Raw genomic sequence first — 16,427 nt, 5'->3', positions numbered from 1 at the left:
GTCGCTGTCTGTAGAGCGCCGGCCGCACCGCCGCACCGCGGCGGACGCCCCCTCGGGCCCGCAGTGCCGGGCCGGCGCTCGCCCTCGACCCGCGGCAGGCCTGCTCCTGCCGCGCGCACCGCAGCACTTCTGAAACCGCCGGTCGACCCTCAGGACGGATGGACTCCCATGGCACGCATCTACGACGACGCGACGCAGCTCATCGGCAACACCCCGCTGGTGCGGATCAACAAGCTGACCGAGGGCGTCGACGCGACGGTCGTCGGCAAGCTCGAGTTCTACAACCCCGCCAGCTCGGTGAAGGACCGGATCGGCGTGGCGATCGTGGACGCGGCGGAGGCGTCGGGCGAGCTGAAGCCCGGCGGGACCATCGTCGAGGCGACCAGCGGCAACACCGGCATCGCCCTGGCGTTCGTCGGCGCCGCCCGCGGCTACGACGTGGTGCTGACCATGCCCGAGTCGATGTCGAAGGAGCGGCGGGCGCTGCTCCGGGCCTACGGGGCCGAGCTCATCCTCACCCCTGCCTCCGAGGGCATGAAGGGCGCCGTCAACCGCGCCGACGAGGTCGTCGCCGAGCGGCCGGGCGCCATCCTCGCCCGCCAGTTCGCCAACGAGGCCAACCCGGCGATCCACCGCCGCACCACCGCCGAGGAGATCTGGGCCGACACCGACGGCGAGGTCGACATCCTCGTCGCGGGCATCGGCACCGGCGGCACGATCACCGGCGTCGGCCAGGTGCTCAAGGAGCGCAAGCCCGGCGTGCAGATCGTCGGCGTGGAGCCCGCCGAGTCGCCGATCCTCAACGGCGGCCAGCCCGGGCCGCACAAGATCCAGGGCATCGGCGCGAACTTCGTGCCGGAGATCCTCGACACCGGCGTGTACGACGAGATCATCGACGTCGACGCCGAGACCGCCGTCGCCGTCGCCCGGCGCGCCGCCCAGGAGGAGGGCCTGCTCGTCGGCATCTCCTCGGGCGCGGCGCTGCACGCCGCGATCGAGCTCGGCAAGCGCCCGGAGAACGCCGGGAAGCTGATCGTCGTGATCATCCCGTCGTTCGGCGAGCGCTACCTGTCCTCCATCCTGTACGCCGACCTCCTGGACTGATGATGACCTCGACCACGCGAGCGGACGTGCCGACCCCGGCGCGCGCGACCTCCGACCCGCGCACGGCTGCGGCCGAGCTGGGCGACCACTGGCGGCGCGCCCGCCGGTTCGCCCGCACCCTGCGCGAGGACCTGGAGGCCGCGCAGCGCCGGGACCCGGCCGCCCGGTCGCGCGTCGAGGTCGCGCTCGCCTACCCGGGGCTGCACGCCGTGTGGGTGCACCGGGTGGCGCACCGCATGTGGCGGGAGCCGGGCCTGCGCCTGCCGGCCCGGCTCCTGTCGCAGGTGTCCCGCGCCGTCACCGGGGTGGAGATCCACCCCGGCGCGACGATCGGGCGCCGGCTGTTCATCGACCACGGCATGGGCGTCGTGGTCGGCGAGACCGCCGTGGTGGGCGACGACGTCGTGCTGTTCCACGGCGCGACGCTCGGCGGGAAGACGATGCGGCGCGGCAAGCGGCACCCGACCGTCGGCGACCGCGTGGTGATCGGCGCGGGCGCGAAGGTGCTCGGGCCGGTGTGGATCGGCGACGACGCGCAGGTCGGCGCCAACGCGGTCGTGCTGAAGGACGTCCCGCCGGGGGCGGTGGCCGTCGGCGTGCCCGCGAAGATCCGGCAGCGCCCGGCGGCCGCTCCCCCGGAGCCCGAGGTCGACGACCCCGCGATCTACATCTGAGGCGCGCCGGTCGCCACGGCCGGTGCGCCGCCGTCCCAGTCGCGCGGGGTGATCTCCGGGCGGCTGGTCCACTTCTCGGCGAGCATCGGCGACGAGATCAGCATGTCGGCGGTCGCCGCGTTCGCCGCCATCGGGACGTTCCACACCGCGGCGATCCGCAGCAGCGCCTTGACGTCGGGGTCGTGGGGCTGCGGCTCCAGCGGGTCCCAGAAGAACACCAGCATGTCGATGACGCCCTCGGCGATCTTGGCGCCGATCTGCTGGTCGCCGCCGACCGGACCGGACAGCAGCCGGGTGACGGGCAGGCCGAGCTCGTACTCGAGCATCGTGCCCGTCGTCCCCGTGGCGTACAGGTGGTGCCGGGACAGCGTGCCGCGGTTGAACTCCGCCCAGCGGAGCAGGTCGACCTTCTTGTTGTCGTGGGCCACGAGGGCGATGTGGTGAACGGCGCCGGGCATGGCGTGGTCCTTCCGTGGGTGGTGCGGCGTGCGCGGGCGCGTGGGGGCGGCGCCTGGGGCTCAGGGTAGAGCGCCGGGTCGACGGGCCGGTGGATCGGCGCCGGTGCCGGCCCGGCGGGTGGCAGCATGGCCGTCACGACCCGCTCACCGGCGAGCGGGCGGCGAAGGAGGCGGCATGCGGCTCGGCTACCACACCGGCTACTGGTCGGCGGGTCCCCCGCCCGGGGCGGCGGAGGCGGTGGCCGCGGCGGACCGGCTCGGGCTGGACTCGGTGTGGACCGCGGAGGCGTACGGCTCCGACGCGTTCACCCCGCTCGCGTGGTGGGGCGCGCAGACGTCGCGGGTGCGCCTCGGCACGGCGGTCGCGCAGATCGCCGCCCGCACCCCGACGGCGACGGCGATGGCGGCCCTGACGCTCGACCACCTGTCCGGCGGGCGGTTCACGCTCGGGCTCGGGGTGTCCGGGCCGCAGGTGGTGGAGGGCTGGTACGGGCAGCCGTACCCGCGGCCGCTGGCCCGGACGCGGGAGTTCGTCGCCGTCGTGCGGGACGTGCTGCGCCGGGAAGGACCGGTCCGCGCCGGCGGGCCGTTCTACCGGCTGCCGCTGCCCGAGGACGAGGGCTCCGGGCTGGGCAAGGCGCTGCGGTCGACCGTGCACCCGCTGCGGGCCGACCTGCCGGTGCACCTCGCGGCCGAGGGGCCGAAGAACATCGCCCTGGCCGCGGAGATCGCCGACGGCTGGCTGCCGCTGTTCTACACGCCGCGGCTCGACGACGAGTTCCGGTGGCTCCTGGCCGAGGGGTTCGACCGGCGGCTCGCCGGGACGCGGCCCGTCGAGGAGTTCGAGGTGACCGCGACCGTCCCCGTGGTGCTCGGGCCGGACGTCGAGTCGGCGGCGGACGCCGTGCGGCCCTTCGTGGCGCTGTACGCGGGCGGGATGGGCGCGAAGGGGGCGAACTTCCACGCGAACGCGCTGGTGCGGCTCGGGTACGCCGACGCGTGCGCCGAGATCCAGGCGCACTACGCAGCGGGGGACCGGGCGCGCGCCGCCGCGGCCGTCCCGACCGAGCTGGTCCGGGACGTGGCCCTGGTCGGGCCGCCGGACGCCGTGCGCGAGCAGGCGCGCGCGTGGCGCACCACGGCCGTCACCACGCTGCTGCTCCAGGCGGCCCCCGACCAGCTCCCGCAGATCGCGGCCCTGCTGGCGGACGCCTGACCCGGCGCGGCGCGGGCCGTCGCCGCGCGCCGGCCTCCGGCCGCGAGCCGGCCTCCGGCCGCGAGCCGCGAGGTCGTCACTTTCGCGCGAGGTCGCCCCGTAGAACTGACGACCTCGCGCCGAAGTGACGACCTCGGCGACGGGTGGTGGCGGGTGGTGGCGGGGGGCGGCGGGGCCTGGCGGCGGGCCTTGGGGGGGGGGGGGGGGGCGAAGCGGGGGGCACACGGGCCGGGCCGGGGCCCGGGGGGGGGCCCCCCCCCGGGGCCCGCCCCCCGGGGCGGCGGGGCCCCCGCCCCGCGGGGGGGCGGGGGGGGCGCCGGGCGGGGGGGGCGGGCCCGGGCCCCCCGTCCGCGACGCCTCGACCCACGTCGCCGCGGGCGTCGTCACGGCACTCGTCGGCTTTACCAGCGCGTTCGCCGTGGTGCTCGGCGGGCTGCGCGCGGTGGGCGCCTCCCCGCGCAGGCGGCGTCGGGCCTGCTCGCGGTCACGCTCGCGATGGGCGCGGCGACGGTGCTGCTGGCGTGGCGGACCCGGCTGCCGATCACGGTGGCGTGGTCGACGCCCGGTGCGGCGCTGCTGGCCACCACCGGGACCGCGGCGGGCGGGTGGCCGGAGGCGGTCGGCGGGTTCGTGCTGTGCGGGCTGCTGCTGGCGGCCGTCGGGCTGTGGCGGCGGCTCGAGCGGTGGGTGCGGCTGATCCCGGTGCCGCTCGCCAGCGCGATGCTCGCCGGGGTGCTGGTCGACCTGTGCCTGCAGCCGGTCCTCGCCGTCGCGGACCGGCCGCTGCTGGTCGGGCCGGTGGTGCTGGTCTGGCTGGTGCTGCTGCGGCTCGCCCCGCGCTGGGCGACGCCGGCGGCGATCGGGCTCGCGGTGGCGCTGGCGGTGGCGTCGCCCGCCGTGCGGGCCCTGGACCCGGTCGACCTGCTGCCGACCCTCGCCTGGACGACGCCCGCGCTCAGGCTGGCCGGCGGTGGTGTCCGTGGCGGTGCCGCTGTTCGTGGTGACGATGGCGTCGCAGAACATCCCGGGCGTCGCCGTGCTCGCGGGCTTCGGGTACACCGCGCCGCTGCGGCCGGTGATGCTGGTGACGGGCCTCGGCACGGTGCTGGCCGCCCCGTTCGGCGGGCACGCCATCAACCTCGCCGCCATCAGCGCCGCGCTGGCCGCAGGGCCGGAGGCCGGGCCGGACCCGCGGCGGCGGTGGCGCGCCGCGGTGGTCGCGGGGCTCGGGTACCTGGTGCTCGGCGTCGCGTCCGCGGCGGTGGCGGCGGTCGCGCTGGCCGCGCCGGCCGGGCTGATCGCGGCCGCGGCGGGACTCGCCCTGGTCGGGACCCTGGCGTCGTCGCTCGGCGCGGCGTTCGCCACCCCGGGCCACCGGGAGGCGGCCGCGGTGACGTTCTTGGTGACGGTGTCCGGCGTGGGCGTCGGCGGGGTCTCCGCGGCGTTCTGGGGCCTGGTCGCCGGCATCGCGGTGCACCTCACCCTCCGCACCGCCCGCCGCTGACCCGCCCCCCAACCCCGCCCTCGCGCCGAGGGGGCGGACGCCGTCGCCGCCGACGACGACGGGACGACACCTCCTGCCCCTCGGCACTCGGGCTGCCCGGAGGTGGGGACGGCGGGTTGTCCCGGGGGCGGGACGGCGCTAAGGTCGGCGGTGATCCCGAGACGTGAACGTTTGTGTCTCGACATGTAAGACAACGATGCGACTCGCGAGAGGAGGCGGCCCGTGGCCCGGTCGACGCCGCGCACGACCCAGCGCCCGGGCCTGCCGATGCCCGCCGCCGGCCGCTGTTGTCGCCCCACGGCGAGCCTGTCCGCGCTCCCGTCGCGCCGCCTGACCCGCGTCCCCTGACGCGCCGGGCGCCGCCCCGCGGCAGCAGCCGCACCCCGCCCCGCCGGACCTCGTCCGCGCACCGGTCCCCCGCGCCGTCGCGTCCCGTACGCACGCCGGCCCGGACCCGCACGGCGCACCCGCCCGCAGCACCCTCGCCGCCCGCGCACCCCCGCGCCCCGACGTCCCGGGAACCCCCATGAGCCACGCACCCACCGGCACCGCGCCGAGCGACACCGCGCCGGCCGGCGCCGCGCCCAGCGACACCGCGCCGGCCGGCGCCGCGCCCAGCGACACCGCGCCCACCGACACCGCGCCCACCGACACCCCGCCGTCGCGTGCCGCCCACGACGTCCCGGCCCCGCGCCCCGTCGACCTGCGCGGGGTCGCCCGCACGTTCGCCACCCCGACCGGCCCCCGGCCGGTGCTCGCCGACGTCGACCTGCAGGTCCAGGCGGGCGAGGTCGTCGCGGTCATCGGGCCCTCGGGCTGCGGCAAGTCGACGCTGCTGCGGCAGGTCGCCGGCCTGGACGCCCCGGACACGGGCGAGATCCTGCTCGGCGGCTCGCCGGTCACGCCGTACGACGCGCGCACCGCCGTGGCGTTCCAGGAGCCGCGCCTGCTGCCCTGGCGCACGCTGGCGCAGAACGTCGCGCTCGGCGTCCCCCGCGGCACGCCCCGGGCCGAGTCCCGCGAGCAGGTGGCGCGGCTGCTCGACCTGGTGGGCCTCTCGGGCTCGGCCGGGCTGCGCCCGCGGCAGGTCTCCGGCGGCATGGCGCAGCGCGCGTCGCTGGCCCGGGCGCTCGCACGCCGGCCCGGGGTGCTGCTGCTCGACGAGCCGTTCGGCGCCCTCGACGCGCTGACCCGGCTGCGGATGCAGGACCTCCTGCTCGACGTGCACGCCAGCCGCCCGACCACGGTGCTGCTCGTGACGCACGACGTCGACGAGGCCCTCTACCTGGCGGACCGCGTCGTCCTGCTGACGGGGCTCGACCCCGAGCAGCCCGGCGCCTCGATCCGCTCCGTGATCACCGTCCCCGGCGACCGGCCCCGCGACCGCGCGGACGCCGGGCTCGCCGAGCCCGCGCGGAGCCTGCTGGACGGCCTCGGCGTCGCGACGCACCACCGCCGCCACGACCCCGACGCGCACCACTCGATCTGACCCGTCCCACGCACCCACCCACCCGCACGACCCGATCCCCTGGAGACCGAGATGACCGCCCTGACCACTGCCCGCCGCCGCCGCGCGCGCCGCCCGATCGCCGCCGGCGCCGCTGCCGTCGCCGCGACCCTGCTGCTCGCCGGCTGCGTCGCCGGCGAGGGCGAGGCCCAGGCCGACGCCCCCGAGGACGGCGCGTCCGCCGCCGAGGGGTGGAGCGCCGACACGCTGACGCTCGACTTCGCCACGTACAACCCGCTCAGCCTGGTGATCAAGGACCAGGGCTGGATCGAGGCCACCCTCGGCGACGACGTCACGGTCGAGTGGGTGCAGTCCGCCGGGTCGAACAAGGCCAACGAGGCGCTGCGCGCCGGGGCCGTCGACGTCGGCTCGACCGCCGGCTCCGCGGCGCTGCTCGCCCGGTCCAACGGCTCGCCGATCCGCACGATCGACATCTATTCGCAGCCGGAGTGGTCGGCACTGGTCGTCCCCGCGGGCTCCGACATCACGAGCGTCGAGGACCTGGCGGGCCGCTCGGTCGCCGCGACCAAGGGCACGGACCCGTACTTCTTCCTCCTGCAGTCGCTGGAGGAGGCGGGCGTCGACCCGGCCGACGTCGAGGTGCAGAACCTGCAGCACGCCGACGGGAAGGCCGCACTGGAGAACGGCTCGGTCGACGCGTGGTCCGGCCTGGACCCGCTGATGGCCGCGAGCGAGGCCGAAGCCGGCTCGACGCTGCTCTACCGGAACGTCGACTTCAACACCTACGGGTTCCTCAACGCGACGCAGGACTTCCTCGACGCGAGCCCGGACCTGGCGCAGGTCGTCGTCGACGCGTACGAGAAGGCGCGCGCCTGGGCGCAGGAGAACCCGGACGAGGTCGCCGGCATCCTCGCCGAGGTCGCCGGCATCGACCCGGCCGTCGCCGAGAAGGTCATCACCGAGCGCACCACCCTCGACATCGACCCGGTGCCGGGCGAGGCGCAGCGCGAGGTGCTGGAGGTGGTCGGCCCGATCTTCGTCGAGTCCGGCGACGTCCCCAGCCAGGACCTGATCGACACGGCGCTCGACGAGCTGTTCGAGCCGACGTACGCCGAGAACGCCGACCCGTCGACCATCGCCGACTGACAGGAACCACCATGTCCCAGCTCAGCGGCGCGGTGACCGTGACCGGCACCAGCGCCCCCGTGACCGACGCGCGCGGCCGCGCGCTGCCCGGGCTCAACCCGTTCAGCGCCTCGGCGCTCCCCCGGCGGGGGTCGGGTCCGCTCGCGCGGCGCCCGGTGCGGCTCGCGCTGGGGCTCGTGCTGCCGGTGATCCTGCTCGTCGCGTGGCAGGGGGTGACGACGTCGGGCCTGGTCGCGCCGTACCAGCTGCCGAGCCCGGCGTCGGTGTGGACGGCCGCCGTCGACCTCGCCGAGCGCGGGCTGCTCGGCCAGTACGTGGCGATCTCGACCCAGCGGGTGGTGCTCGGCTTCCTCATCGGTGCCGCGCTCGGCCTGGCGGTCGGGTCGGTGGTCGGGCTGTCCCGGCTGGCGGGGGCGCTGCTGGAGCCGACGCTCGGCGCGGTGCGGGCCGTGCCGTCGCTGGCGTGGGTGCCGCTGCTGATCCTCTGGATGAAGATCGGCGAGGAGTCCAAGCTGACGCTGATCGCGATCGGCGCGTTCTTCCCCGTCTACACCACCGTCGTCGCCGCGCTGCGGCACGTCGACGCGCACCTGGTCGAGGCCGGGCGGGCGTACGGCCTCCGCGGGCCGCGGCTGCTGGCGGCCGTGCAGCTGCCGGCGGCGGTGCCGTCGGTGGTGGCGGGCCTGCGGCTGGCGCTCGCGCAGTCGTGGCTGTTCCTGGTGGCCGCGGAGCTCATCGCGTCGTCGATGGGCCTGGGCTTCCTGCTGATGGACTCCGGCAACAACGGCCGCGTCGACCGGATGATCCTCGCGATCGTCCTGCTGGCGCTGCTGGGCAAGACGACCGACGCGCTGATCGGCCTGGCCGAGAAGTCGCTCCTGAGAAGGTGGGCATGACGAGCACGACGAGCGCGACCATCGACGCGCTGCAGACCGAGACCCGGACGTACCCGGCGCCCGCCGGCGACTGGAACGTCGGGCCCGAGGAGCACGCGCGCCTGCTGGCGCGCGCGGCCGCGGACCCCGTCGGGTTCTGGGAGGACGCGGCCCGCCGCCTGGAGTGGGCCGAGCCGTGGCACACCGCGCACACCTGGACCCCCGCGGCGACGGACGACCCGGAGCAGCGGCGCGTGCCCGCGGCGCAGTGGTTCGTCGGCGGGAAGCTGAACGCCGCGGTGAACTGCGTCGACCGGCACGTGGCCGCCGGTCGCGGTGACAAGGTCGCGATCCACGCCGAGGGCGAGCGCGGCGACCGCCGGTCGTACACGTACGCCGACCTGCAGCGCGAGGTGTCCCGCGCCGCCAACGCGCTCACCGACCTCGGCATCGGCCCGGGCGACCGGGTCGTGGTCTACCTGCCGGTGATCGCGGAGACGGTCGTCGTCACGCTGGCGATCGCCCGGATCGGCGCGGTGCACTCGCTGGTCTTCGGCGGGTTCTCGGCCGAGGCCGTGCGGTTCCGGGTGCAGGACACCGGCGCCAAGCTGCTCGTCACCTCCGACGGCCAGTTCCGCCGCGGCCGGGCGGTCGAGGTGAAGTCCGCCGCGGACGAGGCCGTCGCCGGGCTGGACCACGTCGAGCACGTCCTCGTCGTCCGCCGCACCGGGCAGGACGTGGCGTGGACCGAGGGCCGCGACGTCTGGTGGCACGACGTCGTGGACACGGCGCCGGACCAGCACGAGGCCCGGGCCTTCGACGCCGAGCACCCGCTGTTCATCATCTACACGTCCGGCACCACCGGGAAGCCGAAGGGCCTGGTGCACACCACCGGCGGCTACCTCACGCAGGCGTCCTGGACGCACTGGGCGATGTTCGACGCGAAGCCCGACGACGTGCACTGGTGCACCGCCGACCTCGCGTGGGTCACCGCGCACACCTACGAGATCTACGGGCCGCTGAGCAACGGGCTGACGCAGGTGATCTACGAGGGCACGCCCGACACCCCGCACCGGGAGCGGCACCTCGAGGTCATCGAGCGGTACGGCGTCACCGTCTACTACACGGCGCCGACGCTGATCCGGACCTTCATGACCTGGTTCCCCGACGGCCTGCCGGCGGGCCACGACCTGTCGAGCATCCGCCTGCTCGGGACGGTCGGCGAGGCCATCAACCCCGAGGCGTGGGTGTGGTTCCGCGACCAGCTCGGCGCGGGCACCGCCCCGGTCGTCGACACCTGGTGGCAGTCCGAGACCGGCGCGGCCGTGATCGCCCCGCTGCCGGGGGTCACCACCCTCAAGCCCGGCTCGGCCACGCGGCCGCTGCCCGGGTTCAGCGCGCGGGTGGTGGACGACGCCGGCGCCGAGGTGCCGAAGGGCTCCGGCGGCTACCTGGTGATCGACCGCCCGTGGCCCGGGATGGCCCGCACCGTGTGGGGCGACCCGCAGCGCTACCTCGACTCCTACTGGCGCCGGTTCGCCGCGCAGGGCTACTTCCTGGCCGGCGACGGCGCCTCGTGGGACACCGACGGCGACATCTGGCTGCTGGGCCGGGTCGACGACGTGGTGAACGTCGCCGGGCACCGGCTGTCCACGATCGAGGTCGAGTCGGCGCTCGTCGCGCACCCCGCCGTCGGCGAGGCGGGCGTGGCCGGTGTCGCGGACGCGGTCGGCGGCCAGGCCGTCGCGGCGTTCGTCGTGCCGGCGGTGCCGCCCGGACCGGTCGAGGACGTCGCCGCCTGGCGTGCCGCGGCCGTCGAGCTGCGCGAGACCCTGCGCGACCAGGTGGCCCGGGAGATCGGCCCGGTCGCCAAGCCGAAGCACGTCGTCGTGGTGCCGGAGGTCCCCAAGACCCGGTCCGGCAAGATCCTGCGCCGCCTGCTGGCCGACCTGCACGACGGCCGCCCGCTGGGCGACGTCACCTCCCTGCAGAACCCGTGGGCGGTGGACCAGGTCGCCGCCCTGCTGCCCGGCGGCGTTACCGTGACCCCGCACACTCCCACGGCCCAGGAGGCCACCCGCGCATGAGCACCGAGCACCGCTTCGGCTTCCGCACCCGCGCCCTGCACGCCGGGGCCATCCCCGACGCCGCGACCGGCGCGCGGGCCGTGCCGATCTACCAGACCACGTCGTTCGTCTTCACCGACACCACCGACGCCGCGAACCTGTTCGCGCTGCAGAAGTACGGGAACATCTACTCCCGGCTGGGCAACCCGACGGTGGCCGCGTTCGAGGAGCGGATCGCGTCCCTCGAGGGCGGGATCGGCGCCGTCGCCACCGCGTCCGGCATGGCCGCGGAGTTCATCACGTTCGCCGCGCTGGTCGGCGCCGGCGACCACATCGTCGCCTCCGCGCAGCTGTACGGCGGGACCGTGACGCAGCTCGACGTGACCCTGCGGCGGTTCGGCGTCGAGACCACGTTCGTGGCCGGCACCGACCCGGCGGACTACGCCGCGGCCATCCGCCCGGAGACGAAGGCCGTCTACACCGAGGTCGTCGCGAACCCGTCCGGCGAGGTCGCCGACCTGGCCGGCCTGGCCGAGGTCGCGCACGCCGCTGGCGTGCCGCTGGTCGTCGACGCCACGCTGTCGACGCCGTACCTGGTGCGGCCGATCGAGCACGGCGCGGACATCGTGATCCACTCCGCGACCAAGTTCCTCGGCGGGCACGGCACCACGCTCGGCGGCGTCGTCGTCGAGTCCGGGCGGTTCGACTGGGGCAACGGCAAGTTCCCGCAGATGACCGAGCCCGTGCCGTCGTACAACGACGTCAAGTGGTGGGAGAACTTCGGCGAGTACGGGTTCCTCACCAAGCTGCGGTCCGAGCAGCTGCGCGACATCGGCCCCTCGCTGTCCGCGCAGTCCGCGTTCCAGCTGCTGCAGGGAGTCGAGACGCTCCCCCAGCGGCTCGACGCGCACCTGGCGAACGCCCGCGCCGTCGCCGAGTGGCTGGACGCCGACCCGCGGGTCACCGCCGTGCAGTGGGCCGGGCTGCCCTCGCACCCGCACCACGAGCGGGCGCAGCGCTACCTGCCGCTCGGGCCCGGCTCGGTGTTCGCGTTCCGGCTCGCCGCGACGCCGGACCGCGACGGCCGCGAGGTCGGTCGCCGGTTCATCGAGGAGCTGCAGCTCGCCAGCCACCTCGCGAACGTCGGCGACGCCCGCACCCTCGTGATCCACCCGGCCTCGACGACCCACCAGCAGCTGTCCGCCGAGCAGCTGGCGGTCGCCGGCGTGCCGGAGGACCTGGTCCGGATCAGCGTCGGCCTCGAGGACCCGGAGGACATCCTCTGGGACCTCGACCAGGCGCTGACCGCCGCCACCGCGCCCGCCACGGCCGCCGACCCGGCCGCGGACGGGGCCCGGGCCGCCGCCGCCCGGCCGAGCGTCCCCGCGGCACCCGCCGTCGGGGCCGCCGTCACCGGCATCGGCGCCGACGCCTGCACCCTCCCGGAGGCCACCCGATGAGCACCGCCGCTCCCGCCCGCACCTGGCAGGGCCCGTCCGCCCCGGACCGGCTGTCCCTGCTGCGCCGCACCCGGTCGATCGCGATCGTCGGCGCGTCGAACAACCCGGCGCGGGCGTCGTACTTCGTCACGACGTACCTGCTGTCCAGCACGCCCTACGACGTGTACCTGGTGAACCCGCGCGAGTCGGAGATCCTCGGGCAGCCGGTCTACCCGTCGCTCGACGCCCTGCCGGTCGTGCCGGACCTGGTGGACGTGTTCCGCCGGCACGACGACCTGCCCACGGTGCTGGACGAGACGCTGGCCGTCGGCGCGAAGGCGCTGTGGCTGCAGCTCGGGTCCTGGCACGAGGACGTCGCGCGCCGGGGCGAGGACGCCGGGCTGACCGTGGTGATGGACCGCTGCGTGAAGATCGAGCACGCCCGGTTCCACGGCGGCCTGCACCTGGCCGGCTTCGACACGGGGGTCATCAGCTCCAAGCGGGCCCTGGGCTGACCGCGCCGGGGTTCCCGGTGGGCACGTGGTCCACGGTGTCCCGCGACCGCGCGGTGAGGCCCCGAGAAGACGTGCCCACCGGGTACGCCGTGCACCCGGTGCACCCGGTGCACCCGGTGCGGGACGGGACCTGCCTCCGGCGCCCGGCCCCGCTCAGCCGCGCCCGGCGGCCAGGACCGGGTCCGGCGCCACGGCCGCGCGGCCCGTCGCCAGCGGCAGGATGATCGTGTCGATCAGGCGCTCCGCGAACTCCGCGTCCATCGGCCGGTGCGCCACGACCTTGCGGTAGTGCACCATCGCCGGCGCGACCGCGGCGACCATGTCGAGGTCCACGCCCGGGGCGGTCTCGCCGCGCAGGCGCGCCCGCTCCAGCACCGCGCGGGCCAGGCGGACGCGGCCGGCGACGAACTGCTCGTGGAACACCTCCCGGACCTCCGGCTCCTCGCGGATCGCCGTCAGCAGGCCCGTCATGAGGTCGTCGTTCTTCATCCGGCTGGCCATCGTGAAGATCCGCAGCAGGTCCTCGCGCAGCGAGCCCGTCTCCGGCACCTCGTCGATGGTGAGCTGCTTGCTGCACAGCAGGCTGTCGACGGTGAGCTGCGCCTTGGAGGACCAGCGGCGGTAGACGGTCGCCTTGCCGGCGCCGGCACGCTCCGCGACGGCGTCCATCGTCATGCCGTCGTAGCCGCGCTCGATGAGCAGCGCGCGGGCGGCCTCCAGGATGACCTCGTCCTTGGACTCGTCACGGCGCCGGCCCGGTCGTCGAGCAGGCTCGGGCACGACCGTCGGGACGGTGCCGTCCTCGTGCGCGGGCATGCCGGCTCCTCTCGCGACTGACGATCCCGCCATCATGCCTGCCGCGTCAGCCGGAAACAAATCGAGACCGAGGGGTTCCGGAACTCACCGGTCTTGGTTTACGGTCGTCGCATCCCACACCGTCGTCCTCACCGGAGCACCCCCATGTCCTCACCCGCAGTCCCCGGCACGGCCGACCGCCGCCGCTGGCTGGTGCTGGCCACCGTGGCCCTCGCCCAGCTGATGGTCGTGCTCGACGCCACCATCGTGAACATCGCGATGCCCTCGGCCCAGGCCGAGCTCGGCTTCAGCGACAACGACCGCCAGTGGATCGTCACCGCCTACGCCCTCGCGTTCGGCAGCCTGCTGCTGCTCGGCGGGCGGCTGTCCGACATGTTCGGGCGGCGCCGGATGTTCCTCATCGGCCTGGTCGGCTTCGCCGTGGCCTCCGCCCTCGGCGGCGCCGCCGGCTCGTTCGAGCTGCTGGTCGCGGCCCGCGCGCTGCAGGGCGCGTTCGGCGCCGTGCTGGCCCCGGCGGCCCTCTCCGTGCTGACCACCACCTTCACGATCCCCCAGGAGCGCGCCCGCGCGTTCGGCGTCTTCGGCGCCATCGCCGGCATGGGCGGGGCCATCGGCCTGCTGCTCGGCGGCTACCTCACCGAGAACTTCGACTGGCGGTGGAACCTCTACGTGAACGTCGTGATCGCGGTGGTCGCGTTCGTCGCCGGCACCGTGCTGCTGCCCCGCACGGGCGGCGCCGCCGGGCACCGGCTCGACGTGCCCGGCGTGCTGCTGGGGTCCGCGGGCCTGTTCGCGCTGGTGTTCGGCTTCTCCCAGGCCGAGCCGCAGGGCTGGGACTCGCCGCTCACGTGGGGCCCGCTCGCCGCCAGCGTCGTGCTCCTGGTCGGGTTCGTGCTGCGCCAGCGGACCGCGGCCAACGCCGTGCTGCCCCTCGACGTCGTCCTCGACCGCGACCGCGGCGCGTCGTTCCTGTCGATCCTGGTCGCCGGGTCCGGGATGTTCGGCGTCTTCCTGTTCCTCACGTACTACCTGCAGTCGACGCTCGGCTACACCCCGATGCGCACCGGTGTCGCGTTCCTGCCGATGGTCCTGTCGATCATCGTCACCGCGCAGATCCAGTCGAACCTGCTCATCCCGCGGTTCGGTCCCAAGCTGCTGGTCCCCATCGGCATGCTCGTCGCCGGCACCGGCCTGCTGACGTTCACCCGGCTCGAGCTCGACAGCTCCTACGTGCACGTCCTGCCCGGGCTGGTCCTGATGGGCGTCGGGATGGCGTCGATCATGCCCGCGTCGTTCCAGCTCGCGACGCTCGGGGTCGACCAGCGGCTGGCCGGCGCGGCCTCGGCCCTGGTGTCGACCAGCCAGCAGGTCGGCGGCGCGATCGGCACCGCGCTGCTCAACACGCTGGCGACCACGGCCGCCACCGCCTACGTGGTGGCGCACGCCCCCGCGACGCCGCAGGTGATGGCCGAGGCGGCGCTGCACAGCTTCGACACCGCCTACGCGTGGTCGGCGGCCATCTTCGCCGGCGGCGCGGTGGTCGCGGCGGTGCTGTTCCGCACCCGCGGCGACCGTGCGGAGCGGGCCGCCGCGGCACCGGTCCCGACGCCCGCCCAGGAGCCGGTCGTCGCGCACTGACGGCGCGCCCCGCGCCGCCCCGCGCCGGCAGCGGTCTCAGTCCTCCGGGAACCAGACCGCCCGGCGCAGGGCGACGCGGGTGCCGTCCGCGGACAGCGGGGTGCCCTCGGCGCGCAGGTTCGCCAGCGCGGCACCGGCGTGGTGCGCGGGCGGCGACCCGGCGGCGTTGACGACCCGCCACCACGGGACCCCCGACCCCCCACGGGCGAGCACCTGACCGACCTGCCGCGGACCGCCGCGGGCGGGCAGCCCCTCGGCCACCAGCCGGTCCGCCACCACCTCGGCGATCAGGACGTAGGTCATCGCGCGGCCCGGGGGGATGGCGCCGACCACGTCGAGCACGGCCTCCAGGTACGTGTCGTCCACGGGCTCAGTCCCACCTGACCAGCACCAGCGCGCGGTCGTCGCCCTCGCCGGCACCGACCCGGGCGATCACGTCGTCCGCGTCGCCGCGCCGGGTGGACAGCACCTGCTCCGCGACCCCGCGCAGCCGGTCGATCCCGAGGTCCAGGTCCCCGCCGGGGGTCTCGACCAGGCCGTCGGTGTAGAGCAGCAGCGCGTCGCCCCGGTCCATCCGCCCCCGCACGGCCGGGAACGCCGCGCCCTCGACGACCCCGAGCACCGGACCGCCGCACGCCGCCCGGACCAGCGCGAGGGCGCCCGATCCCGCGTGCAGGTGCACCGGGGGCAGGTGCCCCGCGGACGTGACGGTGTACTCCCCCGTGACCAGGTCGAGCACCAGGTGCACGGCGGTCGCGAAGCCCTCGTCCCAGTCCTGGCCCAGCAGGTAGGCGTTGGCGGCGGGCAGGAAGTCCGGTCCCGGCACCTGCCCCAGCAGCCCGGCCAGCGCACCGGACAGCTGCAGGGAGCGGACCCCGGCGTCCTGCCCCTTGCCGGACACGTCGACCAGCGCGATCTCCAGCACGTTCCCGCGCGACCGCACCGCCGTCACCACGAAGTCGCCCGAGAACGCCTCCCGGTGCGCGGAGCGGAGCGCGCTCTGCACCCGCCAGCCCGCGGGCAGCGGCGGCACGACCGCGTGGGCGGCCAGCCGGTCCCGCAGGTCCACGATCATCAGGTCGCCCGGTGCGCCCTGCAGCCCGAGCCGCTCGCGGTGCGTGGCGAACGCGAGCAGCGCCGCGACGGCGATCCCCTGCAGCACGTACGTGCCGGGGGTGAACTCCCCGAGCCCGCCCAGCGCGATGGCCAGCACCTGCGCCACGATCGCGGCGCACAGCACGAGCATCCCGCGGATCCGCAGCAGGAACGCCCCGAGCAGCTCGATGAGGATGAACGTCGACGGCGGCACCCACGGCCGGGCGAAGACGATGCCGGCCGAGGCGAGCAGCGTCAGGCCGACGAGCGCCGCGGTCAGCGCCTGCTGCGAGCCGAGGCCGGACCGGCGCAGGCGTCCCCGCACCCGCTCGAGCAGGCTCGTGGCCCGGCGACGCCGCGCGGGCGTCGCTGCCGGCGGCCGGCGCGGTCCGGGAGGCGTCACGACGCGAGAG

The 16,427-nt window shown here is 75.7% G+C and carries 14 protein-coding genes and 1 pseudogene; 11 read left to right on the top strand and 4 right to left on the bottom strand.

What is annotated here, in order from left to right:
- Positions 1-168: 168 nt before the first annotated feature.
- Complete coding sequence (gene cysK / locus ACWPWW_RS17745) at positions 169-1,104, top strand: cysteine synthase A (RefSeq protein ID WP_454051643.1); 936 nt, start codon at positions 169-171, stop codon at positions 1,102-1,104.
- Positions 1,104-1,778, top strand: a complete 675-nt coding sequence (gene epsC / locus ACWPWW_RS17740; protein WP_454051642.1) for a serine O-acetyltransferase EpsC — start codon at positions 1,104-1,106, stop codon at positions 1,776-1,778. Before cysK ends, epsC begins: the two co-directional genes overlap by 1 nt.
- Here the strand turns inward: epsC and ACWPWW_RS17735 are convergent.
- Positions 1,769-2,236, bottom strand: coding sequence for a methylglyoxal synthase (locus ACWPWW_RS17735; RefSeq protein WP_454051641.1), 468 nt, complete (start codon positions 2,234-2,236; stop codon positions 1,769-1,771). The genes epsC and ACWPWW_RS17735 overlap by 10 nt on opposite strands.
- 175 nt (positions 2,237-2,411) lie before the next feature.
- On the opposite strand from ACWPWW_RS17735, the gene ACWPWW_RS17730 reads away from it, so the two are divergent.
- From ACWPWW_RS17730 to ACWPWW_RS17695, 8 genes and pseudogenes are all read left to right on the top strand, one after another.
- Positions 2,412-3,452: an LLM class F420-dependent oxidoreductase gene (locus tag ACWPWW_RS17730; RefSeq protein WP_454051640.1), complete on the top strand. Its 1,041-nt coding sequence runs from the start codon at positions 2,412-2,414 to the stop codon at positions 3,450-3,452.
- 418 nt (positions 3,453-3,870) lie between these two features.
- Positions 3,871-4,956: pseudogene (locus tag ACWPWW_RS17725) on the top strand (benzoate/H(+) symporter BenE family transporter).
- A 526-nt stretch (positions 4,957-5,482) separates the two neighbouring features.
- Positions 5,483-6,445: an ATP-binding cassette domain-containing protein gene (locus ACWPWW_RS17720; protein WP_454051639.1), complete on the top strand. Its 963-nt coding sequence runs from the start codon at positions 5,483-5,485 to the stop codon at positions 6,443-6,445.
- A 51-nt stretch (positions 6,446-6,496) separates the two neighbouring features.
- On the top strand, positions 6,497-7,570 hold the full coding sequence (locus tag ACWPWW_RS17715) for an aliphatic sulfonate ABC transporter substrate-binding protein (protein ID WP_454051638.1): 1,074 nt from the start codon (positions 6,497-6,499) through the stop codon (positions 7,568-7,570).
- Positions 7,571-7,581: 11 nt separating this feature from the next.
- Positions 7,582-8,466: an ABC transporter permease gene (locus ACWPWW_RS17710; protein WP_454051637.1), complete on the top strand. Its 885-nt coding sequence runs from the start codon at positions 7,582-7,584 to the stop codon at positions 8,464-8,466.
- A complete protein-coding gene (gene acs, locus ACWPWW_RS17705; protein WP_454051636.1) occupies positions 8,463-10,532 on the top strand; it encodes an acetate--CoA ligase in 2,070 nt (689 codons plus the stop codon). The genes ACWPWW_RS17710 and acs overlap by 4 nt, the downstream gene beginning before the upstream one ends.
- A complete protein-coding gene (locus tag ACWPWW_RS17700) occupies positions 10,529-11,971 on the top strand; it encodes an O-acetylhomoserine aminocarboxypropyltransferase/cysteine synthase family protein (protein ID WP_454051635.1) in 1,443 nt (480 codons plus the stop codon). Before acs ends, ACWPWW_RS17700 begins: the two co-directional genes overlap by 4 nt.
- Entirely contained in the window at positions 11,968-12,465 is a 498-nt protein-coding gene (locus tag ACWPWW_RS17695) for a CoA-binding protein (RefSeq protein WP_454051634.1), read from the top strand. Before ACWPWW_RS17700 ends, ACWPWW_RS17695 begins: the two co-directional genes overlap by 4 nt.
- A gap of 153 nt (positions 12,466-12,618) precedes the next feature.
- Here ACWPWW_RS17695 and ACWPWW_RS17690 read toward each other — a convergent pair whose 3' ends face one another.
- A complete protein-coding gene (locus ACWPWW_RS17690; RefSeq protein WP_454051633.1) occupies positions 12,619-13,281 on the bottom strand; it encodes a TetR/AcrR family transcriptional regulator in 663 nt (220 codons plus the stop codon).
- Between the two features lie 144 nt (positions 13,282-13,425).
- Here ACWPWW_RS17690 and ACWPWW_RS17685 point away from each other — a divergent pair, with 144 nt between their 5' ends.
- Positions 13,426-14,919: an MFS transporter gene (locus ACWPWW_RS17685; RefSeq protein ID WP_454051632.1), complete on the top strand. Its 1,494-nt coding sequence runs from the start codon at positions 13,426-13,428 to the stop codon at positions 14,917-14,919.
- A gap of 36 nt (positions 14,920-14,955) precedes the next feature.
- Here ACWPWW_RS17685 and ACWPWW_RS17680 read toward each other — a convergent pair whose 3' ends face one another.
- Together ACWPWW_RS17680 and ACWPWW_RS17675 are read right to left on the bottom strand one after the other, a co-directional pair.
- Entirely contained in the window at positions 14,956-15,285 is a 330-nt protein-coding gene (locus ACWPWW_RS17680; protein WP_454051631.1) for an MGMT family protein, read from the bottom strand.
- Positions 15,286-15,289: 4 nt separating this feature from the next.
- Complete coding sequence (locus tag ACWPWW_RS17675) at positions 15,290-16,417, bottom strand: PP2C family protein-serine/threonine phosphatase (protein WP_454051630.1); 1,128 nt, start codon at positions 16,415-16,417, stop codon at positions 15,290-15,292.
- Between the last annotated feature and the right edge of the window lie 10 nt (positions 16,418-16,427).

It is taken from the genome of Cellulomonas sp. Marseille-Q8402 (assembly GCF_965119525.1).
Note: the sequence above shows the minus strand (reverse complement) of the source record. Positions and strands in the feature narration are given on the sequence as shown.